The organism is Rhodococcus sp. BE178, from assembly GCF_050433545.1.
Taxonomy (GTDB): domain Bacteria; phylum Actinomycetota; class Actinomycetes; order Mycobacteriales; family Mycobacteriaceae; genus Prescottella.
Genome location: NZ_JBNPXA010000015.1, coordinates 64,217 through 87,146 on the forward strand (window position 1 = coordinate 64,217; position 22,930 = coordinate 87,146).

The 22,930-nt window shown below is 70.3% G+C and carries 23 protein-coding genes; 17 read left to right on the forward strand and 6 right to left on the reverse strand.

Annotated features, from left to right (window positions below):
• Positions 1-59: 59 nt before the first annotated feature.
• From serB to J2X34_RS22650, 7 genes are all read left to right on the forward strand, one after another.
• On the forward strand, positions 60-1,283 hold the full coding sequence (serB, locus tag J2X34_RS22620; RefSeq protein ID WP_429519853.1) for a phosphoserine phosphatase SerB: 1,224 nt from the start codon (positions 60-62) through the stop codon (positions 1,281-1,283).
• Positions 1,280-2,029, forward strand: a complete 750-nt coding sequence (locus tag J2X34_RS22625) for a peptidyl-tRNA hydrolase (protein ID WP_429519854.1) — start codon at positions 1,280-1,282, stop codon at positions 2,027-2,029. The genes serB and J2X34_RS22625 overlap by 4 nt, the downstream gene beginning before the upstream one ends.
• A gap of 60 nt (positions 2,030-2,089) precedes the next feature.
• A complete protein-coding gene (locus J2X34_RS22630) occupies positions 2,090-2,920 on the forward strand; it encodes an ABC transporter ATP-binding protein (protein WP_114722545.1) in 831 nt (276 codons plus the stop codon).
• Positions 2,921-2,975: 55 nt separating this feature from the next.
• Positions 2,976-3,839 carry an NUDIX hydrolase gene (locus tag J2X34_RS22635; protein WP_114722544.1) on the forward strand — a complete coding sequence of 288 codons (864 nt, stop codon included), beginning with the start codon at positions 2,976-2,978 and terminating at the stop codon, positions 3,837-3,839.
• 10 nt (positions 3,840-3,849) lie between these two features.
• Complete coding sequence (locus J2X34_RS22640) at positions 3,850-4,629, forward strand: enoyl-CoA hydratase/isomerase family protein (RefSeq protein WP_114722543.1); 780 nt, start codon at positions 3,850-3,852, stop codon at positions 4,627-4,629.
• A gap of 129 nt (positions 4,630-4,758) precedes the next feature.
• On the forward strand, positions 4,759-5,742 hold the full coding sequence (locus tag J2X34_RS22645) for a class I SAM-dependent methyltransferase (RefSeq protein ID WP_114722542.1): 984 nt from the start codon (positions 4,759-4,761) through the stop codon (positions 5,740-5,742).
• A 17-nt stretch (positions 5,743-5,759) separates the two neighbouring features.
• Positions 5,760-6,917 carry a THUMP-like domain-containing protein gene (locus J2X34_RS22650; protein ID WP_429519855.1) on the forward strand — a complete coding sequence of 386 codons (1,158 nt, stop codon included), beginning with the start codon at positions 5,760-5,762 and terminating at the stop codon, positions 6,915-6,917.
• A gap of 3 nt (positions 6,918-6,920) precedes the next feature.
• Here the strand turns inward: J2X34_RS22650 and J2X34_RS22655 are convergent, their stop codons facing one another.
• Entirely contained in the window at positions 6,921-8,228 is a 1,308-nt protein-coding gene (locus J2X34_RS22655; RefSeq protein WP_429519856.1) for a PQQ-binding-like beta-propeller repeat protein, read from the reverse strand.
• Positions 8,229-8,421: 193 nt separating this feature from the next.
• Between J2X34_RS22655 and ald the strand changes: the two genes are divergently transcribed.
• From ald to J2X34_RS22670, 3 genes are all read left to right on the forward strand, one after another.
• Complete coding sequence (gene ald / locus J2X34_RS22660) at positions 8,422-9,546, forward strand: alanine dehydrogenase (RefSeq protein ID WP_429519857.1); 1,125 nt, start codon at positions 8,422-8,424, stop codon at positions 9,544-9,546.
• 123 nt (positions 9,547-9,669) lie between these two features.
• On the forward strand, positions 9,670-10,017 hold the full coding sequence (locus J2X34_RS22665) for a hypothetical protein (protein ID WP_254622589.1): 348 nt from the start codon (positions 9,670-9,672) through the stop codon (positions 10,015-10,017).
• A gap of 53 nt (positions 10,018-10,070) precedes the next feature.
• Positions 10,071-10,850, forward strand: coding sequence for an acyltransferase (locus tag J2X34_RS22670; protein ID WP_429519858.1), 780 nt, complete (start codon positions 10,071-10,073; stop codon positions 10,848-10,850).
• Between the two features lie 29 nt (positions 10,851-10,879).
• On the opposite strand, the gene J2X34_RS22675 is transcribed toward J2X34_RS22670, so the two are convergent.
• The 3 genes from J2X34_RS22675 to J2X34_RS22685 are packed head-to-tail and all read right to left on the reverse strand — an operon-like array spanning position 10,880 to position 14,522.
• On the reverse strand, positions 10,880-12,124 hold the full coding sequence (locus J2X34_RS22675) for a glycosyltransferase family 4 protein (RefSeq protein WP_429519859.1): 1,245 nt from the start codon (positions 12,122-12,124) through the stop codon (positions 10,880-10,882).
• Entirely contained in the window at positions 12,124-13,710 is a 1,587-nt protein-coding gene (locus J2X34_RS22680) for a 1,4-alpha-glucan branching protein domain-containing protein (protein ID WP_429519860.1), read from the reverse strand. The genes J2X34_RS22675 and J2X34_RS22680 overlap by 1 nt, the downstream gene beginning before the upstream one ends.
• A complete protein-coding gene (locus J2X34_RS22685; RefSeq protein ID WP_429519861.1) occupies positions 13,707-14,522 on the reverse strand; it encodes a class I SAM-dependent methyltransferase in 816 nt (271 codons plus the stop codon). The genes J2X34_RS22680 and J2X34_RS22685 overlap by 4 nt, the downstream gene beginning before the upstream one ends.
• A 240-nt stretch (positions 14,523-14,762) precedes the next feature.
• On the opposite strand from J2X34_RS22685, the gene J2X34_RS22690 reads away from it, so the two are divergent.
• On the forward strand, positions 14,763-15,563 hold the full coding sequence (locus J2X34_RS22690) for an electron transfer flavoprotein subunit beta/FixA family protein (protein ID WP_114722536.1): 801 nt from the start codon (positions 14,763-14,765) through the stop codon (positions 15,561-15,563).
• Between the two features lie 45 nt (positions 15,564-15,608).
• Positions 15,609-16,565: an electron transfer flavoprotein subunit alpha/FixB family protein gene (locus J2X34_RS22695; RefSeq protein ID WP_114722535.1), complete on the forward strand. Its 957-nt coding sequence runs from the start codon at positions 15,609-15,611 to the stop codon at positions 16,563-16,565.
• 123 nt (positions 16,566-16,688) lie between these two features.
• On the opposite strand, the gene J2X34_RS22700 is transcribed toward J2X34_RS22695, so the two are convergent.
• Both J2X34_RS22700 and J2X34_RS22705 read right to left on the reverse strand, forming a co-directional pair.
• Positions 16,689-17,000, reverse strand: coding sequence for a hypothetical protein (locus tag J2X34_RS22700; RefSeq protein WP_429519862.1), 312 nt, complete (start codon positions 16,998-17,000; stop codon positions 16,689-16,691).
• The gene (locus J2X34_RS22705; RefSeq protein WP_429519863.1) at positions 16,970-17,263 is read right to left on the reverse strand and encodes a hypothetical protein; all 294 of its coding nucleotides are present in this window, start codon (positions 17,261-17,263) and stop codon (positions 16,970-16,972) included. Before J2X34_RS22705 ends, J2X34_RS22700 begins: the two co-directional genes overlap by 31 nt.
• Positions 17,264-17,742: 479 nt before the next feature.
• Between J2X34_RS22705 and J2X34_RS22710 the strand changes: the two genes are divergently transcribed.
• From J2X34_RS22710 to J2X34_RS22730, 5 genes are read left to right on the forward strand one after another with little or no spacing between them, the layout of a single operon-like run.
• Complete coding sequence (locus J2X34_RS22710) at positions 17,743-18,573, forward strand: GNAT family N-acetyltransferase (RefSeq protein ID WP_114722533.1); 831 nt, start codon at positions 17,743-17,745, stop codon at positions 18,571-18,573.
• A complete protein-coding gene (locus J2X34_RS22715; RefSeq protein WP_114722532.1) occupies positions 18,570-19,418 on the forward strand; it encodes a lysophospholipid acyltransferase family protein in 849 nt (282 codons plus the stop codon). Before J2X34_RS22710 ends, J2X34_RS22715 begins: the two co-directional genes overlap by 4 nt.
• Before the next feature lie 53 nt (positions 19,419-19,471).
• Positions 19,472-20,698 carry a cysteine desulfurase family protein gene (locus J2X34_RS22720; protein ID WP_429519864.1) on the forward strand — a complete coding sequence of 409 codons (1,227 nt, stop codon included), beginning with the start codon at positions 19,472-19,474 and terminating at the stop codon, positions 20,696-20,698.
• A complete protein-coding gene (mnmA, locus tag J2X34_RS22725; protein ID WP_429519865.1) occupies positions 20,699-21,787 on the forward strand; it encodes a tRNA 2-thiouridine(34) synthase MnmA in 1,089 nt (362 codons plus the stop codon).
• A complete protein-coding gene (locus J2X34_RS22730; protein ID WP_114722529.1) occupies positions 21,784-22,815 on the forward strand; it encodes a methionine synthase in 1,032 nt (343 codons plus the stop codon). The genes mnmA and J2X34_RS22730 overlap by 4 nt, the downstream gene beginning before the upstream one ends.
• Positions 22,816-22,930: the final 115 nt, after the last annotated feature.

A 22,930-nucleotide genomic window follows, 5' to 3' on the forward strand; every position in this document is an offset into this window, starting at 1 on the left:
GCAGAATGGGGGCCGGATTTCTTTGTACGTAGTTCGAGCCCAAACGAACGGAGTTCTCGGTGGGTGCGTCAGACGCCACTGTTCTGGTGACGGTTACAGGTCCGGACAGGCCCGGCGTCACGTCGGTGCTCTTCGGGGCACTGTCCCGCCACGATGTGAGCCTGCTCGATGTCGAGCAGGTGGTGATCCGCGGTCGCCTCACGCTCGGCGTGCTGGTCCTGTGTCCCGCCGACCCGGAAGCCCTCCAGGAGGAGCTCGAGGAGGCGATGGACACGGTCGGCATGAACGTCGATGTCGAGATCGGCGCCGACGCGGCGAGCCGTCAGGTGTCGACCCACGCGGTCGTCGTGCTCGGCAGCCCGGTCAGCGCCCGGGCGTTCCGTTCGTTGTCGCGTGAGCTGGCACGGCAGGGCGCCAATATCGACTCCATCCGTGGTGTCGCCGACTATCCGGTCACCGGCCTCGAGCTGATGGTTACCGCGTCGGGCACCGGCGCCGAGGCGGACGCGCAGCTGCGTGCCGGCCTGGCCGAGGTCGCGGCCGGTGAGAACGTCGACGTCGCCGTCGAGCGCGGCGGGCTCGCCCGGCGCGCCAAGCGGCTCATCGTGTTCGATGTCGACTCGACGCTCGTGCAGGGTGAGGTCATCGAGATGCTCGCGGCGCGGGCCGGTGTCGAGGACGAGGTCCGCGCGGTCACCGAGTCGGCAATGCGCGGCGAGATCGACTTCACCGAGTCCCTGCACCAGCGCGTCGCGACCCTCGCCGGACTCGACGCGTCGGTCATCGACGACGTCGCCGCCGATCTGCAGCTCACGCCCGGTGCGCGGACCACGATCCGGACGCTGCGGCGCCTCGGCTACCACTGCGGTGTCGTGTCGGGTGGTTTCCGTCAGGTGATCGAGGGCCTCGCGCACGAGCTCGAGCTCGACTTCGTCCAGGCCAACACCCTCGAGATCGTCGACGGCAAGCTCACCGGGCGCGTGGTCGGCGACATCGTCGACCGCGCCGCGAAGGCGGTCGCGCTGCGCAAGTTCGCCGCCGAGGTCGGGGTGCCGATGGAGCAGACCGTCGCGGTCGGCGACGGCGCCAACGACATCGACATGCTGACCGCGGCCGGTCTGGGTGTGGCGTTCAACGCCAAGCCGGCGCTGCGCGAGGTCGCGGACACCGCGCTGTCGCATCCGTTCCTCGATGCGGTGCTGTTCGTGCTCGGCGTGACCCGCGACGAGGTCGAGGCCGCCGACGCGGTGGACGGTGTCGTGCGGCGCGTGCCGATCGCATGACCCTGACCGGGGACGGTTTCGCGGCACGCCACGCCGTGCTGGCCGCCGGATACGGTAATCGACCGGATCCGGCCGATCCGGCTCAGGTACTGGCGATGCCGATCGTGCTGCACATCCCGAAGATCGAACCGCCCGCGCGGAGCGCGCTGCTCGCCGCGGCCGCCTCCGCGACGGTCGCGTTGTGTCTCGACGAGCGTGTCGGGCCGGACGCCGGCGGCGATCCGGGGCCGTGGCAGCACGCGCTCCGGGAGTGGACCGACGCGCGCATCCGCAAGGTGGCCCGCCGCGCCCGCGGAGCCCAGTGGCTCGCGGCGTGCGACGTCGACGGCGTCACCGTCGACGTGGACGGCGCGCAGGCCCGCGCGCTCGTCCCGGGGCGGGTGGGCGACCTCGATCCGCGGATCAAGAAGCTGCAGATCGGCGGCACCGACCTGGACCACGACGAGCCGGGACCGGTCGACCCGGCACTGCCGACGCTGTGGATCGACGCGTCCCTCGAGATGACGGTCGGCAAGGCCGCCGCCCAGGTGGGGCACGCGTCGATGATCCTGGCGGGTGCCATGCCCGTCGACCGCGTGCGGCAGTGGGCGGCAGACGGATTCCGCTGTGCCGTCCGGGACGCCGACCCGCGGTCGTGGGCCGCGCTGTGTGACGAAGTCGGCAGGGGTGCCGCTGTGGCGGTGCGGGATGCGGGGTTCACCGAGGTGGCGCCCGGTTCGATGACGGTGATCGCCCCGATTCCCTGATCCCCAGGGCGACACGCAGGTCCGGGTCCAGTCGATGCGGCCGCAACCGAGTACGGGAAGATGGTCGCTGTGTCGGAACCAGATCCTGATCTCCTCATCGATTTCGAAGACGTCCTGATTCGCCGTGGCGGAGCGACCCTCGTCGGCCCGGTCTCCTGGCAAGTGGAGTTGGACGAGAAGTGGGTCGTGCTCGGCCCCAACGGCGCCGGCAAGACGTCGCTGCTGCGCATGGCCGCCGCCGAGGTCCACCCGACCGCCGGCGTGGCCCGACTGTTCGGCGAGACGTTCGGCAAGGTCGACATCACCGAGCTGCGGCCACGGATCGGGCTGTCGTCGTCGGCGCTCGCGCATCGGGTTCCGGCCGACGAGATCGTGAGCGACCTGGTGGTGTCGGCCGGTTACTCGGTGCTCGGACGCTGGCGGGAACGCTACGAGGACATGGACACCGAGCGGGCCGTCGAGATGCTCGAGAGTCTCGGCGCCGAGCATCTCGCGACCCGCACCTACGGGACGCTGTCCGAGGGTGAACGCAAGCGCGTGCTGATCGCTCGTGCGCTCATGACCGACCCCGAACTGCTGCTCCTCGACGAGCCTGCCGCGGGCCTCGACCTCGGTGGCCGTGAGGAACTCGTCGCGCGCCTCGGTGACCTGGCCGCGGACCCGGATTCGCCGGCGACGGTGCTCATCACCCATCACGTCGAGGAGATCCCGCCGGGCTTCACGCACGCGATGCTGCTCTCGGAGGGCCGCGTGGTCTCGCAGGGCCTGCTCGACGACGTCATCACGGCCGAGAACCTGAGCGAGGCTTTCAGCCAGGCGATCACCCTCGACCGCGTCGACGGCCGATTCTTCGCCCGCCGCACGCGGCATCCCGGCCTGCACCGGGCCTGACACGCGGACCGGACCGGTGGTGAGGCGTTCGTCACTCGGGGCGTAGGTTCCGGATATGGGAACTTCTCGAGAGTCGGGCGCCGCTTCCGTCGGCGCCGTCGCACCGGATACCACCGCACCGGCCACCACCGTCCCGGCGCCGAAGGACGCGTCCACCGTGATGCTCGTGCGCGACGGCGACGCGGGCGTCGAGGTCTTCCTGCTGCGGCGTGTGGCGGGGATGGCATTCGCGGGCGGTATGACGGTGTTTCCCGGCGGCGGCGTGGATCCGTCCGACGGGGACGCCGACGTCCGCTGGGCCGGTCCGCCGCTGTCGTGGTGGGCCGAGAGGTTCGGCGTCGACGATGCCCGTGCCAAGGCCCTCGTGTGCGCGGCGGTTCGTGAGACGTTCGAGGAGTGCGGCGTGCTGCTGGCCGGCCCCACCGTCGACACCGTCGTCGCCGACACCACCGGGTACGCGCAGGCGCGTCGCCAGCTCGAGTCGCGGGAGCTGTCGTTCGCGGACTTCCTCGCGCGCGAGAACCTGGTCCTGCGAACGGATCTGCTGCGTCCGTGGGCCAACTGGATCACCCCCGTCCAGGAGGGGCGCCGGTACGACACGCGCTTCTTCGTCGCGGTGCTCCCGGAGGGGCAGTTGGCGGACGGTGACACGTCGGAGGCCGCGGAGGTCTCGTGGCGGACTCCGGCTGCGGCCGTCGACGACTGGCGTGAGCGTCGCAGTGTCCTGTTGCCGCCCACGTGGAGTCAGCTCGACGCGCTCGGCCGGTTCGACGGCGTCGACGCGATTCTTTCTGCGGAGCCGGAGATCTCGCCGATCCTGCCCGAGCTGAGCTTCGTGGACGGCAAGCCGCGGGTGGCCTTCCCCGGCGACGAGGGGTACTACGACACCGGGGCGTTGCCCTGGGGCGCCGACCAGTAGCCTCAGTCACATGGCTGAGTTTGTGACCCTCGAGGTTTCCGAAGGTATCGGCACGATCCGTCTGGCGCGCCCCCCGATGAACGCGCTGAACCGTCAGGTGCAGGAAGAGATTCGGGCCGCGGCCCGGCAGGCCACCGTCGATCCGGAGGTCAAGGCTGTCGTCGTCTACGGCGGCGAGAAGGTGTTCGCCGCGGGCGCCGACATCAAGGAGATGGCGGAGCTCGACTTCGTGCAGATGAGCGAGATCATCGCCGACCTGCAGTCGGCGCTCGGTGCGATCGCCGACATCCCGAAGCCGACCGTCGCCGCCATCACCGGCTACGCGCTGGGCGGCGGCCTCGAGGTCGCGCTGGGTGCGGATCGTCGCATCGCCGGCGACAACGTCAAGCTCGGTGTCCCGGAGATCCTGCTGGGCGTCATCCCCGGCGGTGGCGGCACGCAGCGCCTCGCCCGCCTGGTGGGCCCGGCGAAGGCCAAGGACATGGTGTTCACGGGCCGCTTCGTCGGCGCCGAGGAGGCCCTGCAGATCGGCCTGATCGACGAGATGGTCGCTCCCGACGAGGTGTACAACGCCGCCCGCAAGTGGGCGTCGCAGTTCACCGGCGCCGCGAGCCGCGCGATCGCCGCCGCGAAGGCCGCGATCGATCAGGGCCTCGACACCGACCTGGCGACCGGCCTGAAGATCGAGCAGCACCTGTTCGCGTCGCTGTTCGCGACCGCGGACCGCACCATCGGCATGGAGTCGTTCGTCGAGAACGGCCCCGGCAAGGCGAAGTTCACCGGCAAGTAGAGCTCACCGCGATTTGCGCACTTGTCGGCGTTTCCGGTCGTCCGGAACCGCGGCAAGTGCGCAAATCGGGCCCCCCGAGGCCCAAAACTAGAACTTGTTCATTCCTTACCATTGGGTAGGATTCGCTGCATGACTGCTAGCCCGAACGACGGGATCGATCCCGCGCCGAACCCGCACGCAACCGCCGAAGAGGTCGAGGCTGCGTTGAAGGACACGAAGCTCGCCCAGGTCCTGTACCACGATTGGGAAGCGGAGACCTACGACGACAAGTGGTCCATCTCGTACGACGAGCGTTGCATCGAGTACGCGCGGGGCCGGTTCGACGCCGTCGCGGGCGATCAGCCGCTGCCGTACGAGCGGGCGCTGGAACTGGGCTGCGGAACGGGCTTCTTCCTGCTCAACCTCATGCAGGGTGGCGTCGCGAAGACCGGTTCGGTCACCGACCTGTCCCCGGGCATGGTCAAGGTCGCGATGCGCAACGCGGAGCACCTCGGGCTGCCCGTCGACGGCCGCGTCGCCGATGCGGAGACCATCCCGTACGAGGACGACACCTTCGACCTCGTCGTCGGCCATGCGGTCCTGCACCACATCCCGGACGTCGAGCAGTCGCTGCGCGAGGTGCTGCGCGTGCTCAAGCCGGGCGGCCGGTTCGTCTTCGCCGGCGAGCCCAGCACCATCGGCAACTTCTACGCCCGCTGGCTCGGGCGCGCGACGTGGGCTGCGACCACGAACGTCACCAAGCTGCCGTTCCTGTCCGACTGGCGTCGTCCGCAGGCCGAGCTCGACGAGTCGTCCCGTGCCGCCGCGCTCGAGGCCGTCGTCGACCTGCACACGTTCGATCCCACCGACCTCGAGAACATCGCGAAGTCGGCCGGCGCCGTCGAGGTGAAGGCCAAGACGGAGGAGTTCGCCGCCGCGCTGCTCGGCTGGCCGGTCCGCACCTTCGAGGCCGCCGTGCCGCCGGAGAAGCTGGGCTGGGGCTGGGCCAGGTTCGCGTTCGGTGGTTTCAAGTCGCTGAGCTGGCTGGACGACAAGGTGCTCCAGCACGTGGTTCCGCGCAATTTCTTCTACAACGTGATGATCACCGGCGTGAAGCCGGGCGCCACCGACTGAACTGAGCCGAACGAGCTTTGGGATACGACTTCACGACCGACGACGTCGGATACCTGCGCAGCGCGGACGGCATCGCGGCGCTGGCGGAGACGGCGGAATCGGAGCTGTCGACGCGTACGCGACTGGCCGACATCGGCCGGGCGCGTGCGCGTTTCGGTGACCGCGCGGCACTGCTGATCGAGACGGTGCTGCTGCGGCGCAAGGCGCAGGCCAAGCTGGACGGTGCCGGGTCCTGGCTGTTCACCGACGACGCGTTGCAGCAGGCGACGCCGATCGTGGTGGCGCGGCACCGCGGCGTCCGGCTCGCGGGCCGCCGCGTCCACGACGTCACCTGCTCGATCGGTGCCGAGCTTTCGGCGCTGGTTCCGCTGGCGGACACCGTGATCGGCAGCGATCTCGACCCCGTCCGGTTGGCGATGGCGGCCCACAACGTTCCCGGCGCGACGCTCGTGCGCGCCGACGCGCTACGACCCTGTACCCGCGACACCGTCGTGATCGCCGACCCCGCACGACGTTCCGGCGGTAGGCGCACACACGACCCGGCGGCCCTGATGCCGCCGCTGCCGGACCTGCTCGACGTCTACGCCGGGCGTGATCTCGCGGTGAAGTGCGCCCCGGGCCTCGACTTCGACCGGCTCGACTGGGACGGCGAGGTGGAGGTGGTCTCGCTCGACGGCGGGGTGCGCGAGGCGTGCCTGTGGTCGCCGGGGCTGGCAGGCCCAGGCGTGCGGCGCCGGGCGAGCGTGCTGCGTTCGGACGGGACGGCCTGGGAGATCACCGACGCCGAGCCCGACGACATCCCGGAGCGCGAACCGGGGGAGTGGATCATCGACCCGGACGGAGCCGTCGTGCGGTCCGGCCTGGTGCGCCACTACGCGGCCCGGCACGGGTTGTGGCAGCTGGACCCGCGGATCGCCTACCTCACCGGCGACAGCGTGCCCGACGGCGTGCGCGGTTTCCGGGTACTGGCGCGGCTCAAGTACACCGAGAAGGCGCTGCGGCAGGAACTGGCCGCGCGCGACTGCGGGTCGGCGGAGATCCTGGTCCGTGGTCTCGACATCGATCCGGCGGTGCTGCGGCCGCGCCTGAAACTGCGCGGCACCACGCCGATGTCGGTGGTACTCACCAGGATCGGCCGGACGCCCGTCGCTTTCGTGTGTGCCGCGCGGGACTGACGCCTACTTCAGGACGAACAGTTCCCCGATCAGGGTCGGGGTGAGCACCTCGCCGTCCGGTCCGATCGAGGTACCGACGGTGAACCCGGTGGCCCCGGGCAGGGGGTCCTGGTCGAGCGTTTCGCCGGTCTCGGTGTCGAATGTCAGCAGTGCGAGTCCGGCGTCGCCGTCCCGGACGACGGTGTATCCGGTGGTGCCGGCGGTCTGCGCGGGCACGCCGAGCTGCAGCAGATCGGCTCGCTCCCACACCAGTTCGGCGTGGTCGCCGCGATCGCGCAGCGCCAGCAGCCGACCCTTCTCCGCGCCGGCGGGAATGATCAGTCCGCCGGCGGACGTGGACGGGGTGCCCAGGGTCGGGTAGCCGACGTCGTAGCTCCACCGCGGTTCACCGGTCTCGGCGTCGACGGCCCACAGGTGCCCGGCATTGTCGTTGGTGTACACGGTCTTTCCGTCCGCGGACAGGTTCGGGCCGCCGGCGGGGCCGCCCGGCAGCGTGCCGGTCGACCAGTCCTCGACGATCCTCGGATCGTCACCTCCGGTGTAGCGCATCGCGACCAGGTCGGCCTGTGGGGCGAAGGGGCGCCAGAATGTGAACACGAAGCGACCGTTGTCCAGATCGATCGCCGGCGTGTTCGCGACCGGGCACTGTTGCCCGCCGGCGAGGCACCCGTCGAGGCCCTGGTCGTTCGGAACGGGCTCGACATTCACACCCTGCGTGTACGACGCCGGCGGGATCAGGTCGTACGACGGCGCCACCTTGAAGCCGGTCTGCGGATCGAGGACGTTGATCTGGCCGAGCTGCGTGATGAACAGCAGGTTGCCGTCGCTGGTGAACTGGGCGGACCGCGGAGTGCCGGACACAGGTGTACGCCAGCGCAACTGGCCGCGCTCGTTGAACGAGCTCATCGCGCCCTCGTCGCCGATGTAGATGTTGGTGGCGGCGTCCACCACGGGAGTCGAGGTCGCGGCGCCCGGGCCGATCCGGGTGCACCAGCGCTTGCGGCCGGTGTCGATCTGGAACGAGAGGAGGTTGCAGCCCTCGTCGGTGCGTGCGGTGAGGAAGACCTGTCCGTTCGCCGCCACCGAGGCGTTCGTGGGGGTGGGGCCGCCGATCGGGCGGGACCACTGGAAGTCGAGCGACCGGGATCCCGTCACCGGGCTCGTGTTGCTGCTCCGCGCATCGGCGTGCATTCCCGGCCATCCGCCCGCACCGAAGACGTCCGCGGTGCCGGAATCCCCGCCGCATCCTGCGAGGAGGAGGGCCGAGATCGCCGTCAGCGCCGCCGCCGACGACCGTAGGGCACGCCGCATTACATCTCCTTGGGTAGGGATCTGCTCGGACCAGAGATTATCCCGGCTGCGATGTGCGGTCGCCGAACCGCCCCGGCGCATTTCGTGGGACCCTCGATGAAGGTCCCCGATCCGCGCTTCGATCCCGCCCGATCCGCAGCGCGTCGGGACCCGGCAGTTCCGTGACCCGGCAGGTCCGCGCGGAGGAGGCATCATGAGAATTGGTGTGCCGAAGGAGATCAAGAGCGGTGAGCTGCGGGTCGCGTTGACCCCGCTCTCGGTCACCGAACTGCGTGCGCAGGGACACGACGTCGTCGTCGAGCGTGGGGCGGGCGACGGTTCGTCGATGTCCGACGGTGAGTTCGTCGCCGCGGGGGCCCGGATCGTCGATCACGCCGAAGACGTCTGGGCCGAGGCCGACCTGATCGTGAAGGTCAAGGAGCCGCTCGCGCCGGAGTTCGAACTGATGCGACGGGGGCAGGTGCTGTTCACCTACCTGCATCTCGCGGCGTCGCTCGAGTGCACCGAGGCGTTGCTGTCGAGTGGCGTCACCGCGATCGCGTACGAGACGGTCGAACGCGCCGACGGCTCGCTCCCGCTGCTGGCGCCGATGAGCGAGGTTGCCGGCCGCCTCGCCACGCAGGTCGGGGCGCACGCGCTGCAATCCACCGCGGGCGGCTGCGGACGCGGCATCCTGCTCGGCGGGGTGCCCGGCGTTCCACCCGCCGGTGTCGTGGTCATCGGCGCCGGGAGCGCCGGGACCCACGCCACGGCGGTCGCGGTGGGGATGGGCGCACGGGTGACCGTGTTCGACCGCGACGTCGAGCGCCTACGCGCGCTGCACGCCCGCTTCGGGGCCCGTATCTCGACCGTCGTGTCGACCCGGACGGAACTCGAGCGGACGCTGGTCGACGCGGATCTGGTGATCGGCGCCGTGCTGGTGCACGGTGCCCGCGCGCCGCGGTTGGTCTCGTCCGAGCAGGTGTCCCGGATGCTGCCGGGCAGTGTGCTGGTGGACATCGCGATCGATCAGGGCGGGTGCTTCGAGGATTCGCGTCCCACGACCCACGACCAACCCACCTATATGGTTCACAATTCTATTATTTATGCGGTTCCCAATATGCCGAGCATTGTTCCCCATACGTCCACCCGCGCGTTGGTAAACGTTACGTTGCCGTTTGTCTCGGTGATCGCGGAAAAGGGTTGGCGTGGGGCGATGCGCGCCGACCCTGCGCTGGCGATGGGATTGAATGCCTGGTCGGGTCAGGTGACGCACGCGCCGGTGGCGCTGGCGCACGCGTTGCCGTACGTCTCGGTCGAGACCGCACTGTGTGGCTGATCCCGACTGAATTGTCCTGTTGGCGTGAACGCCACGGATGTAATTCGTCGGGGAAACTATCGTTGCCGATCGTTTATCGAAATCCGCTGCGACACGCGGCGAGGAATTGTGTCTAATAGATCCATGCAGCCGGGAACGCGGACAGAATCCGAAGCGGTCACAGTCGACCCCGGTCCTGGGGTCTCCGATATCGACAACCACCTCCTCGGATCGCCGTCCGCGGGCCGTGTCGTCACCTCGATGCTCGTCGCCGGCATCGCCGGCGCGATCGGGTTGGTGATGGCGTCGGTGGTCGCGATGCTCGTCACCGCACTCGGTGGGGCGCTGGTGGCGTATGCGGTCGCGCACGACGACGACTGGGTCCGGGCGTCGCGTCGTCGGCGCACCCGGCGGCGTCAGGTGTGGGTCAAGCCGCGCTGGAGTGGTCACTCGTGGGGCGGCCACAGCGTGAGCAGGCACGCCGCCCTCTGACCGGACGGGGCACGTGACGGGGCGCACAGTGGCGGTCCGTAGGCTTACGTGTCATGACGAGCATGTGGGGCGCACCGTTGCGCTCGAGGTGGCGTGGATCCCGACGTCGGGACAGTGAGCAGGCACGTTTCCTGACGCCGGCCTCGCTGAAGTGGGTCATCGCGAACAAGGCGTACACACCGTGGTACCTGGTTCGCTACTACCGTCTGGCGAAGTTCAAACTCGCCAACCCACACATCATCACGCGCGGCATGGTGTTCCTCGGCAAGAACGTGGAGATCCACTCGACGCCGGGACTCTCCCGCCTGGAGATCGGCAAGTGGGTGCACATCGGTGACGGCAACGCCCTGCGCTGCCACGAGGGATCCCTGCGGATCGGCGACAAGGTCGTCTTCGGCAAGGACAACGTCGTCAACACGTACCTCGACATCGAGATCGGTGCGTCGACCCTCGTCGCGGACTGGTGCTACATCTGCGACTTCGACCACCGGACGGACGACGTGAACGTCCCGATCAAGGATCAGGGCATCGTCAAGGGACCGGTGCGCATCGGACCGGACACGTGGATCGCCGCGAAGGTCACGGTCCTGCGGAACACGCGCGTCGGCCGCGGCTGCGTGCTGGGCGCGCACGCCGTCGTCAAGGGCGAGATCCCCGACTTCAGCATCGCCGTCGGCTCGCCCGCCAAGGCGGTCAAGAACCGTCGCGTCGACTGGGAGGCCGGCGCCGCGGAGCGGGCGAAGTACATCGCCGCGCTCGAGGACATCGCCCGCAAGAAGACCATGAACGGCGCCGCCGCCGTCAACGGGAACGGCGCCGGCGCCTCACAGTGAGTGGGCTCGGGCGTGGGCCGGGCGGCCCGCTACCGACCGGGTAGCGGGCGCTCGGGAATCTCGGGGCGTGCCAAAGGATGCCGCACGCGGCGCTTGGCCGCCGAGTACACCTGGACCGTCTCCTCGGCGACCTTGCGCCAGTCGAAGTCGGCGGTCAGCCGCTCGCGAGCCGCCCGCGCCCGCGTCTGAGCGGCGGCGGGATCGTCGAGCACCTCGCGGGCCGCGGAGGTCAGTCCGTCCACGTCCCCCGGCTCGAACGACAGTCCGGTCACGCCGTCCACGACGGCCTCGCCGAGCCCGCCCGCGGTCGAGGTGATCAGCGGTGTGCCCGCGGCGGCCGCCTCGAGGGCGATGATCCCGAACGGCTCGTACCGGCTGGGGAGCACGATCGCGTCGGCGCCGTGCAGCCAGCTCAACAGCTCCTCGTGGTCGAGGTTGCCGAGGAACGTCACCGAACGTGCCACTCGGTGCGTGCGGGCCTGCTGCTGCAGCCACTCGAACTGGGTCCCCTCGCCCGCGACGGCCAGCGTCGTGCCCGGGTGGCTGCGCCGGATTCGGGGGAGTGCGGCGATCGTGTCCTGCACGCCCTTCTCGTACTCGAGCCGTCCGACGTACAGCAGCGTCGCCGGCCCCGACCGCGGTGCGCGCGGGCGGTAGCTCCACGTGGTGACATCGATGCCGTTGCGGATCACCGTGATCGGCGGCAGTTCGGGTCCGTACAGCTGAGTGACCTCGTCCTCCATGGACGCCGAGCACGTGATGATCGAGTCCGACTCGTTCGCCAGCCACCACTCCACCGAGTGGACCTGACGGTTGATCCGCCCCGAGATCCAGCCGCTGTGCCGGCCTGCCTCCGACGCGTGCAGCGTCGAGACCAGCGGGACGTCGTAGAACTCGGCGAGGGCGATCGCCGGATGCGCCACCAGCCAGTCGTGGGCGTGGACGACGTCGGGCTGCCAGCCCTCACCGATGCCGCCCTTCGACAGCGCGACCCCGGCGCGGACCATCGCGTGGCCCATCGCGAGCGTCCACGCCAGCATGTCCTCACCGAAGATGAAGTGCGGCGGATCCTCGGCGACCGCGACCACCAGAACGCCCTCGGAGATCTCCGTGACGGTCGGGTGCGTCGTCGGATCGGTGCCCGACGGCCGCCGCGACAGCACCACCACCTCGTGGCCGGCGGCGGCCAGTTCGGTCGCGAGGTGATGGACGTGCCGTCCCAACCCGCCGACCACGACCGGCGGGTACTCCCACGACACGATCAGAATCTTCATCACACGCTCCCAGCGAATGCGGCTGTATCAGTCAGCGGACCGGGCAGGCGCCGCGCGTCGAGGGCGGGGAACAGGCCGTCGGCGGCGTTCCATCCGTCCGCGAGACGGCGTGCGACGTCGTCCCGGCCGGACGCGACCGCGTCGGCGATTTCCCGCAGCGCGTGGGCGTGCTTGTGGGCCCGATCCCGCGCGTACCCGGCTGCCGAGTCCTTGCTGACCATGAACGCCCAGTCGCTCGAGACCGCCATCAGCGTCTCACGCAACATCTGGTCGTGGACCCGATTGCGAAGTTCCGGTCTGCCCGGATTCGCATCGCGCGACTTGTCGATGGTGTCGAGTGCGGTCTGCACGACCTCCGCGTTGAGCTGGACCAGGTCGGAAACCTGGTCGCCGGCCCACACCCGCCAGTCCTTGCCCGAACCCCACGACGAGTCCTGCAGTTCCACGGGTGCGCCGACGTAGCCACGGGCGCGTGCATCGGCGAGGGTGCCGACGTCGATCCCGGCCTCGGGCAGCGCGCGCAGCACCTTCTCGAGCCACTGCGGGCCCTCGAACCACCAGTGCCCGAAGAGTTCGGTGTCGAACGCGGCGACGACCAGTGCGTCCCTGCCGATGCGCTCGGACTCGCTGCGGAGTCGTCGTCGGACCGTCTCGACGAAGTCCTCGACGTGCTTGTCGATCGCCGCGGCGGCCAGGTCCGGGTCGTACGGGGCCTTCTGCTCGGACGGCACACTGCGCCCGGTGACGCGCGCGGGCTTGAGCCCGGTGTCGTGGTCGTACGTGTGGAAGTCGCGGTAGGCGGCGTGGCCCGGGTACCCGGTCTTGGGGGACCACACGCGGTAGCTGACCTCGAGGTCGCGGCCGAACGCGACGACGTCGGAGTCCCACACCGGCCGACCCTCCGACGTGTCGCCGCGCAGCGCGGGGCCGTCGACCATGAAGTGCGACACGCCCGCGGCTGCGTAACCGATTTCCATGCCCGGCGTGTAGCCGCACTCGGGCGCCCAGATGCCGGACGGTGTGTGGTCCCAGCGGGCCTTCGCGTCCGCGAGGCCCTCCGCGAGCGAGAACGCGCGCAGGCGGGGATCGAGCAACGGCTGGAACGGATGGGCCAGCGGGCCGCCGAGCAGTTCGATCGCCTCGGCGTCGATCAGTTCGCGGATCACCGCGGATCCGCCGTGGCGCCAACGGGTTTCGAAGTCCGCGAGCGCCGTGGCGGACGCGCGGTGCTCGCGCGCACCGAGTTCCTTGTGTGACGCCGACGGCATCCCCGCCGCCTCGTGCGCGCGGATCTGCCAGTTGCCGAGCCAGTGGTGCATGCCGTCGAGGCAGTGCGGGTCGTCCAGTTGGGCAGCGAGCACCGGCGTGATGCCGAGCGTCAGCAGCCGTGAGCGGCCCTCCGCGGCGAGCCGGCGCAACACGGCCGTCACCGGCAGGTACGTCGCCGCCCACGACTGGTACAGCCACTCCTCACCCACCGGCCACCGGCCGTGGTTCGCGAGCCACGGCAGATGCGAGTGCAGTACCAGGCAGAACATGCCCGGCTCTCGGGCCTCGGCGGCCCGACCCCCCTGAGTGTCGGTCATGCCACAGGATCCTTGATCGCGATGGCGACGAGGTCGAGGCTGTCGTCGATGTCGGCTTCGCGGAGTTCGAAGTCGTCGACGTCGATGCCCTCGACGTCCCGGGTGAGATCCTCGGGCCACGGCTCGCCGGCCAGGGCGCGGTCGATCTGGGCGTCGATGAACGAGCCGCCGTGCTTGGTGTCGAGCGCGCGCAGACGCGCGGCGTGGTGGACGCCGGTCATGACCGCCACCCGGAAGCCGGCCTCGACGAGCAGTTCGGTGAGCTCGGCGGCGTTGAGTTCACGCGTGTGGAACGGGTTGAGGGGGGTGTCCCGGCCGGGGGAGAACGTGATCCGGTTGGGCGTGCTGACGAGCAGCTCGCCGCCCGGCGTCAGGACACGGTGGCACTCGCGCAGGAACTGCGCCTGGTCCCACAGGTGCTCGATCACCTGAAAGTTCACGACCGTGTCGACGGAACCGTCCGCGAGCGGAAGCTCCGCGAGGTTGCCGTGCAGCATCTCCACCCGGGGGTACCGGGCACGGACGTGTTCGACGGCGGAGATGTCGTAGTCGAGCCCGGTGACCTTGCTCGCGACGTCGGCAATCATGTTGGCGCCGTAGCCTTCTCCGGATCCGGCCTCCAGGACGGTGCGGCCGGTGCAGCGGGGGAGCAGGTCGCGGTAGACCACCTCGTGGCGCCGGAACCAGTAGTTCTCCTCGGGGATTCCGGGCACGGTCCGCTCGCCGGTCAACGGCAGCGTCGCGGCGTCGTCGGGGGACGGCGTCGTGGTGTCGAGGGACTCGGCGGTGGAACCAACTGTGGATTCGCTCACCCCAGCGAGGTTAGTGCCCGCGGTGTCGACGGCGGTCGGGGTGGTCCACATCACACGCATGAAACGCCCGGTAGGCGGTTATGGTGAGACCGGATTTCGCCTAAGTTACCCGTGGGTAACTTAACGTGGGGTAATCTGTCGCACAGCCAACGTGCAACGAAATTACTTACGAGAGCTCGGCATCTCGCGGAGCCGCTCGCGATCATCAGGTAGATAGACACAGGAGGTCGACGAAGACCCATGACGAACATCGTCGTTTTGATCAAGCAGGTCCCCGACACGTGGTCCGAGCGCAAGCTCTCCGACGGCGACTTCACGCTTGACCGCGAGGCCGCCGACGCCGTGCTCGACGAGATCAACGAGCGCGCAGTGGAAGAAGCTCTCCTCATCAAGGAGGCCCAGGGCGGCGAGGTCACCGTGCTGTGCGCCGGACCGGACCGTGCCACCGACGCCATCCGCAAGGCTCTGTCGATGGGCGCCGACAAGGCCGTCCACGTCAACGATCCCGCCCTGCACGGCTCCGACGCCGTCCAGACCGGCTGGACCCTCGCCGCGGCCCTCGGCCAGATCGGCTTCGAGAACGGCGAGGCCGCCGATCTCGTCATCGCCGGCAACGAGGCCACCGACGGCCGCATCGGCGCCGTCCCGGCCATCATCGCCGAGTACCTGGGCCTGCCGCAGCTCACGCAGCTGCGCAAGCTGACCCTCGCCGACGGCAAGGTCACCGGCGAGCGCGAGACCGACGAGGGCGTCTTCGGCCTCGAGGCCGGTCTGCCGGCCATCGTCTCGGTCACCGAGAAGATCAACGAGCCCCGCTTCCCGTCCTTCAAGGGCATCATGGCCGCGAAGAAGAAGGAAGTTCAGGTCCTCACCCTGGCCGACCTCGGCGTCGATCCGGAGACCGTGGGCGTCGCCAACGCCGGCACCACCGTCACCGCATCCACCCCCAAGCCCCCGCGTACCGCTGGTGAGCGCGTCGCCGACGAGGGCGACGGCGGCTCCAAGATCGCCGCGTACCTCGTGGGCCAGAAGATCATCTGATCGCGCCCCCTCGAGACCAGCAGAGAAGACAGGGAGAAGTAAGCAATGGCAGAAGTACTCGTGCTCGTCGAGCACGCCGAGGGTGCACTCAAGAAGGTCAGCACCGAGCTCATCACGGCCGCCCGCGCTCTCGGTGAGCCGGCTGCCGTCGTCACCGGCCCGGCCGGTACCGCCGCGAAGCTGGCCGACGCGCTGGCTGCCGCCGGTGCCGCGAAGATCTACGTCGCCGAGTCCGACGACATCGACGGCTACCTCGTGACCCCCAAGGTCGACGTCCTCGCCGGCCTGGTCGAGACCGCCGGCCCGGCCGCCGTCGTCACCGCCGCCAGCACCGAGGGCAAGGAAGTTGCCGGTCGCCTGGCAGCTCGCATCGGCTCCGGCCTGCTGTCCGACGTCGTCGAGGTCAAGGCCGACGGCAGCGCCGTCCACTCGATCTTCGGTGGCGCGTTCACCGTCGAGGCCAAGGCCAACGGCGAGGTTCCGGTCATCTCGGTCCGCCCGGGTGCCGTCGAGGCCCAGCCGCAGGCTGCTGCCGGCGAGCAGGTCGTCGTCGAGGTTCCGGCTCAGGACGAGAGCGCCGTCAAGGTCGTCTCGCGTGCCCCGATCGTCGGTGGCGATCGTCCGGAGCTCACCGAGGCGTCGGTCGTCGTCTCCGGTGGCCGTGGCGTCGGCAGCGCCGACAAGTTCTCGGTCGTCGAGGAGCTCGCCGATTCACTCGGTGCCGCCGTCGGTGCATCGCGCGCCGCCGTCGACTCCGGCTACTACCCGGGCCAGTTCCAGGTCGGTCAGACCGGTAAGACGGTCTCGCCGCAGCTGTACATCGCGCTCGGCATCTCCGGTGCCATCCAGCACCGCGCCGGCATGCAGACCTCGAAGACCATCGTCGCGGTCAACAAGGACGAAGAGGCCCCGATCTTCGAGATCGCGGACTTCGGCGTCGTCGGCGACCTGTTCAACGTCGCACCGCAGCTCACCGAGGCTGTCAAGGCTCACAAGGGCTGATCCCGGTCCCAGGCTCGCACGCCCCCGTCACCGGTTCCGGTGGCGGGGGTTTTGTGTTGTGCCCGTCCACTTCCCGCTGCGCGCGGATTCGTCTCCCGCGCGCGCAATCGTGCGCGCGGGGCGTCAATTCGCGCGCAGCACCGCGCCCAGGGGGCGGGGCCGGTCGTCGCGCCGCTGCATCGATCGACGAACTCTCGCTCCGATCACGTCCGGACGGTCGAGGTCTCGCCACGTCCACCGCGCGACCTCCCAGCCGGCGTCGCGGATCCTGTCCTCACGTTGCTTTTCTGCGAACACGGCATCGCCGGCATCCTGGCCTGGGCGAAGGTACTTGCCGTACTTCACCTTCCCATCGAACTCGCCCACCACGCCTGCGGCGGCGAACAGGAAGTCGACGCGTCCGATCAGCAGACCGTCGGGGTCGAGGAGGGACACCTGTAGAGCGCTGCGGCCACCGCGCCGGGGCTCTCGGCCGCCGAGCGCAGCGCCGAATCGCCCACGACGACCGCAGCTTCGAACGATTCCGTTCGGCACAGGTCTGCAACGGTGCGTACGACGGACGTCAGCTGGATGCCGTCGCGCACGATCACGTCCCCGTCGAGGAGGGGTGCGCTGTGCGAGTGCAGGTGCCGGGTGCGCCGTCCACCTCCCGTCCGGTTCCGCGTGACGTGTGCGCGGTCGAGTGGGATGTCCCACAATGACCGTCCTCGGTCACCGCGACGGACTGGTGACTGACGACGGCGTCGGGATTCAGTCCCGGTAGCGTCGCCCGGATCAGTTCGCGGTGTCGCTGCGCGGGGTCCATCGAGGCATCGGCTACTGCGCTCAGGTATGTGCCCGGACGGAGCCTGCGCAGACCTCCGTTTCGGCAGAGCGTGCGGATCTCGGCGTCGGTGAAGCCTCGGGAGAGCGCATCGCGTCGTCTCAGTGTTCGAGGTGCAGGCTCGGTCATGGCCTCGATCTTCGACGTCGCAGATGCGATGCGCGACGCCTGTTCGCGCTGCTGTGGACAACTCCGACGTTGTCCACAGCCGCCGCGCGCGCGAATTCGTCTCCCGCGCGTGCAATCGTGCGCGCGGGGCGTCAATTCGCGCGCGGCAGTGACGTTCACCGAACCGGCATCCCGTCGACATGCGGCTGATGCCTCGTCGCCGGACGGGCTCGATAGACCTCTGGCATGACAACTTCGCCACTCGTCGAGACCGTCTACACCGCGCCCGTGACTTCAGGGACCACCAGATCCCGCTACTCCCTCCTCGTCTCCTCCGACCGCGAGCATCGTGAGGCGGCGCAGCGCCTGCGCTACCGCGTGTTCGCCGCCGAACCCGGCTTCGTCCTCCCCCCGTCTGCCGAGCGGATCGACGCCGATCGGTTCGACGACTTCTGTGACCATCTCCTCGTCCGCGACAACGTCTCCGGTGACTTCGTCGGCTGCTATCGGATGCTGCCGCCCGACGCCGCGGTCGCGGCCGGGGGCTACTACACCGCGACCGAGTTCGACCTGTCGGCGCTCGACCCCGCGAGACGGCGGGTCGTCGAGATGGGACGGGCCTGTGTGGACGTCGACCACCGCTCGGGCTCGGTCCTGGCACTGATGTGGGCGGGGATCCTGCACTACCTGCAGCTCACCGGCCACGACACCGTCATGGGCTGTGTGTCGGTGCCGATGCAGGACCGCCCCGACGCGGTTGCCGGTGCGAACGTGCGCGGCGTGCGCGATTTCCTGCTGAGCCGCCACGCCGCCGATCCGTCGACGTGGGCGCGACCGCTGCGTCCGGTCCGGGTGGACGGCCGTCCCCTCGACGACATCGCCGCGCCGCTGCGGCCGTCGGTGCCGCCGCTGCTGCGTGGCTACCTGCGGCTGGGCGCGAAGATCTGCGGCGAACCCGCGCACGACCCGGACTTCGGTGTCGCCGACTTCGTGGCCCTGCAGAGCCTGCACGACGCCGACACCCGCTACCTCGAGCGGTTGCGGCGCGCGTCGGCGGTGATCGAGGCCGCGGCATGAGTCATTCGTGGCTACCGACGAGCCCGTGCGGCGACGGCTGCCTGCCGCGGCGCCCCGAGCGGGTCCCGGTCGCGGTCGCGTGCGGCCGCTGGATCGCGCTGGTGGCGGTGGCGTCGGCGTCGGTGCTGCTGCCGATCGTGCGACTGCTCCCGCGGCAGCCGCGGGTGGCATGCCATCGAATGTTCGCGCGAACAGCACTGCGCGGCATCGGTATCCGGATCGACGTGTCCGCGTCGCCGGCCCGAGTGCCCGGCGGGACGCTCGTGGTGGCCGGGCACGTCTCGTGGCTCGACGTCCTGGTGCTCGCGGCGGTGCTGCCGGGTCGGTTCGTCGCCCGCGCCGACCTGCTGACCTGGCCGCTGCTCGGTGGCGTGGCCCGGCGGGCCGGGGTGATCCCCATCGAGCGGGGCAACCTGCGCGGCCTGCCGGACACGGTCGCCACCGCGCGGGATCGGCTGCTCGCGGGGGACACGGTGATCGTCTTTCCGGAGGGGACCACGTGGTGTGGTCGGGCGTTCGGTCGGTTCCGGCCGGCGTTGTTCCAGGCCGCGGTCGACGCGCAGCGGCCCGTCCAGCCGGTGCTGGTGGAGTATGTCGACGCGGCGGGGGCGCACACGACCGGGCCGTGCTTCGTGGGCGACGACTCGATCGGAGCCTCGATGCGCCGGGTGCTCAGGAGTCGCGGCCTGCGGGCCCGGGTGACGCTGGGGGCGCTGCAGGCCCCGGGCCGCGACCGTCGGGAGCTGGCCGAGCGGTGTGAATGCGAGGTCCGCCGCGGCGCTGCGGTGGGCGCGGACCGCATCCTTGCGCGTCTGGAAGGTCGTCGTCGCGCACGTGCTGCGTGACGGGGGTCTCCGCGGCGTGACGGGTCCGGGTGAACGGCTATCCTTGTCGAGTCATGATCTCGTCTGCCACCAGCTCAGCGGTCTACCTCGACCACGCCGCGACCACACCCATGTATCCGGCAACGATCGAGGCGATGACCGAGGTCTTCGCCACGGTGGGTAACGCCTCGTCACTGCACGGATCGGGTCGGTCGGCCCGGCGCCGGATCGAGGAGTCCCGCGAGTCCATCGCCGCCTGCCTCGGGGCCCGGCCGTCCGAGGTGATCTTCACCTCCGGTGGTACCGAGAGCGACAACCTCGCCGTCAAGGGCATCTACTGGGCCCGCCGCGACGCCGACCCCAAACGCACCCGCATCCTCGCCAGTGCCGTCGAGCACCACGCCGTGTTGGACGCCGTCGAGTGGCTCGTGGCCCACGAGGGAGCCCACGTGACGTGGCTGCCCGTGGACGCGGACGGTGCCGTCGACCCCGACGTCGTGCGGGCCGACCTGTCGGTGCACGCCGACGAGACGGCCCTCGTCACCGTCATGTGGGCCAACAACGAGATCGGCACGATCAACCCGATCGCGCAGATCGCGGCCGTCGCCGCAGAGTTCGGCGTCCCGATCCACAGCGACGCGGTGCAGGCGGCGGCGCATCTGCCGGTCGACTTCGCAGCGAGCGGCCTGTCGGCGCTGAGCATCGCCGGGCACAAGTTCGGCGGCCCCCAGGGCGTCGGCGCCCTGCTGCTGGGCCGGCAGGTGTCGTGTGTGCCGCTGCTGCACGGCGGCGGGCACGAGCGCGACCTGCGCTCCGGAACCCAGGACACCGCGTCGATCGTCGGACTGGCGTCCGCGCTGCAGATCACGACCGCCGACATGGACGTGCGCGGCGCCGAGCTGGCGGCCCTGCGGGACAGCCTGATCGACGGCGTCCGGCGCGCGGTCCCCGATGCGATCCTCAACGGCGCCACCGGTGCCGCGCGGCTTCCGGGTAACGCGCACTTCACTTTTCCCGGCTGTGAGGGCGACTCGCTGCTGATGCTGCTCGACGTCGCCGGCGTCGAGTGCTCCACGGGTTCGGCGTGCACGGCCGGCGTCGCGAGCGCGAGTCACGTACTGACCGCGATGGGCGTCGACCCCGTCCTCGCGCGTGGATCACTGCGATTCTCGTTGGGGCACACGTCGACCGAGCGGGACGTCGAGGCGTTGCTGTCGGCGCTGCCGCAGGTGATCGAGCGTGCCCGCGCCGCCGGACTGGCGAGTGCCGGCGCTCGGGGAACACACGGAGGGAATCGGTAGATGCGAGTTCTGGCAGCGATGAGCGGCGGCGTGGACTCCGCGGTCGCGGCGGCCCGTGCGGTGGCGGCCGGCCACGACGTGGTCGGTGTTCACCTCGCACTGTCGACGGCGCCGGGCACACTGCGGACCGGGTCGCGTGGCTGCTGCTCCAAGGAGGACGCGGGCGACGCCAAGCGTGCGGCGGATGTGCTCGGAATCCCTTTCTACGTCTGGGATTTCGCGGACCGCTTCAAGGAAGACGTGATCGACGACTTCGTGGAGGCGTACGCGGCGGGGGAGACCCCCAACCCGTGCCTGCGATGCAACGAGAAGATCAAGTTCGCGGCGCTCGCGGACCGCGCGATCGCGCTGGGCTTCGACGCCGTCGCGACCGGTCACTACGCGCGGCTCGAGGACGGCGTCCTGCGCCGCGCCGTCGACGCCGACAAGGACCAGTCCTACGTGCTCGCGGTGCTCACCTCGGAGCAGTTGTCGCGGGCCATGTTCCCGGTCGGTGACACCCCCAAGGAGCAGATCCGCGAGGAGGCCGCCGAGCGCGGCCTCGCCGTGGCGAACAAGCCCGACAGCCACGACATCTGCTTCATCCCGTCCGGTGACACCCGCGCGTTCCTCGGCGCCAAGATCGGGATCCGTCCCGGCGCGGTCGTCGACGCCGACTCCGGTGAGGTCCTCGCCGAGCACGACGGCGTCCACGGGTTCACCATCGGTCAGCGCAAGGGGCTCGGTGTGCAGGGCCCGGCCGCGGACGGTCAGCCCCGCTACGTGACGTCGATCGAGCCCGAAACCGGTACGGTCCGGGTCGGTTCGGCCGAGCGGCTCAAGGTGTGGACCATCTCCGCCGAGCGCGCGATCTGGACGTCCGGGCAGGCGCCCGAGGGTCCGATCGAGTGCGTCGTTCAGGTGCGTGCCCACGGTGGCACCGCCCGCGCGGTGGCCGAGGAAGTCGACGGCGGGATCTCGGTGCAGTTGTCGGAACCGCTCACCGGTGTCGCGAAGGGGCAGGCCGTGGTCCTGTACCACCCGGACGAGGACGGGGACGTGGTCATCGGCAGCGGCACCATCTCGGGAACCTCCGCGGACCGTCCGTGACGGGCGCCCGCGTTCCCGTCGGCGTCGCGACGGGCGTCGGCTCCTGGCCCGGGACCGATCCGCGGGCGGCCGCCGAGATCGTCGTCGGCGAACTGCCCGCCCTGCCGCACCTGGTGGAACTTCCGGCCCGCGGCATCGGGGCCGACATGATCGGCCGGGCCGCGGCGCTGCTGATCGACATGCCGCTCGACACCTCCACGACCGGCTACCGCCTCACGCAACGGGTCGGCGCGGCCACCCGCACCGCCCGCGACCTGCTGGCCCGCGACCTCGATGCCCTCGAGGAGGCGTGGGAGCTGGCGGGACGCCGGGGCACCGACCAGCCGGTGAAGGTGCAGGCCGTCGGCCCGCTGACGCTCGCATCGCAACTGGAACTGCACGCCGGGCACCGGGTGCTCACCGATCGGGGTGCGCTGCGCGATCTCACCGAATCGCTCGCGGAGGGTGTCGCGGCCCATGTCGCGGACACGGCGCGGCGCCTCGGTTCACCGGTCGTGGTCCAGTTCGACGAGCCCGGACTGCCCGCGGTCCTCGCGGGTTCGCTGTCCGGGGTGTCGATCCTGCAGACCCCGCGTGCGCTGCCCGAACCGGAGGCGCTGGCACTGCTGCAGTCGGCGATCGAGCGGGTCGGCGCGCCCGTGCTGGTGCACTGCTGCGCCGCCGACGCCCCCCTCGGTCTGCTGCATCGCAGTGGTGCGTCGATGGTGGGCCTCGACGTGACCACGCTGCGCACCGCGGACCTCGACGGCATCGGCGAACTGCTCGACGCGGGAATCGACCTGGCGCTGGGCCTGGTGCCCACCACCGCGCCCGAACGCACACCGGGCTGGCGGGACCTGGCCGAGCCGGCGACCCGTCTGCTCGATCGCCTGGGCTTCGCGCGTGAGTTGCTGTCGTCGCGCGTGACGGTGACCCCGGCGTGCGGTCTGGCGGGCGCGGACGCGGACTGGGCCCGCACGGCCCTGCGGTCGGCGAACGAGCTGACCCGTGCCTTCGCCGACGGTGCCGACCCGTCCGCCATGGCCTGAACGGGAGTTCGCGGCACGTTTTCGCGCTGTCGGCGTGACCGGAGTTCCCGTTCGAGGAGCACTGTCGCGAGGCGAAACCTGTCAGCTGGCTGCGATAACCTTCCCAGGTGGACCA

What these genes read in the sequence shown, in the direction of transcription:
- J2X34_RS22625 (WP_429519854.1), top strand. Translation starts at nt 1,280, where the DNA reads ATGACCCTGACCGGGGACGGTTTCGCGGCACGCCACGCCGTGCTGGCC.
- J2X34_RS22630 (WP_114722545.1), top strand. Translation starts at nt 2,090, where the DNA reads ATGGTCGCTGTGTCGGAACCAGATCCTGATCTCCTCATCGATTTCGAA.
- J2X34_RS22635 (WP_114722544.1), top strand. Translation starts at nt 2,976, where the DNA reads ATGGGAACTTCTCGAGAGTCGGGCGCCGCTTCCGTCGGCGCCGTCGCA.
- J2X34_RS22640 (WP_114722543.1), top strand. Translation starts at nt 3,850, where the DNA reads ATGGCTGAGTTTGTGACCCTCGAGGTTTCCGAAGGTATCGGCACGATC.
- J2X34_RS22645 (WP_114722542.1), top strand. Translation starts at nt 4,759, where the DNA reads ATGACTGCTAGCCCGAACGACGGGATCGATCCCGCGCCGAACCCGCAC.
- J2X34_RS22655 (WP_429519856.1), bottom strand. Translation starts at nt 8,228, where the DNA reads ATGCGGCGTGCCCTACGGTCGTCGGCGGCGGCGCTGACGGCGATCTCG.
- ald (WP_429519857.1), top strand. Translation starts at nt 8,422, where the DNA reads ATGAGAATTGGTGTGCCGAAGGAGATCAAGAGCGGTGAGCTGCGGGTC.
- J2X34_RS22665 (WP_254622589.1), top strand. Translation starts at nt 9,670, where the DNA reads ATGCAGCCGGGAACGCGGACAGAATCCGAAGCGGTCACAGTCGACCCC.
- J2X34_RS22670 (WP_429519858.1), top strand. Translation starts at nt 10,071, where the DNA reads ATGACGAGCATGTGGGGCGCACCGTTGCGCTCGAGGTGGCGTGGATCC.
- J2X34_RS22675 (WP_429519859.1), bottom strand. Translation starts at nt 12,124, where the DNA reads ATGAAGATTCTGATCGTGTCGTGGGAGTACCCGCCGGTCGTGGTCGGC.
- J2X34_RS22680 (WP_429519860.1), bottom strand. Translation starts at nt 13,710, where the DNA reads ATGACCGACACTCAGGGGGGTCGGGCCGCCGAGGCCCGAGAGCCGGGC.
- J2X34_RS22690 (WP_114722536.1), top strand. Translation starts at nt 14,763, where the DNA reads ATGACGAACATCGTCGTTTTGATCAAGCAGGTCCCCGACACGTGGTCC.
- J2X34_RS22695 (WP_114722535.1), top strand. Translation starts at nt 15,609, where the DNA reads ATGGCAGAAGTACTCGTGCTCGTCGAGCACGCCGAGGGTGCACTCAAG.
- J2X34_RS22710 (WP_114722533.1), top strand. Translation starts at nt 17,743, where the DNA reads ATGACAACTTCGCCACTCGTCGAGACCGTCTACACCGCGCCCGTGACT.
- J2X34_RS22715 (WP_114722532.1), top strand. Translation starts at nt 18,570, where the DNA reads ATGAGTCATTCGTGGCTACCGACGAGCCCGTGCGGCGACGGCTGCCTG.
- J2X34_RS22720 (WP_429519864.1), top strand. Translation starts at nt 19,472, where the DNA reads ATGATCTCGTCTGCCACCAGCTCAGCGGTCTACCTCGACCACGCCGCG.
- mnmA (WP_429519865.1), top strand. Translation starts at nt 20,699, where the DNA reads ATGCGAGTTCTGGCAGCGATGAGCGGCGGCGTGGACTCCGCGGTCGCG.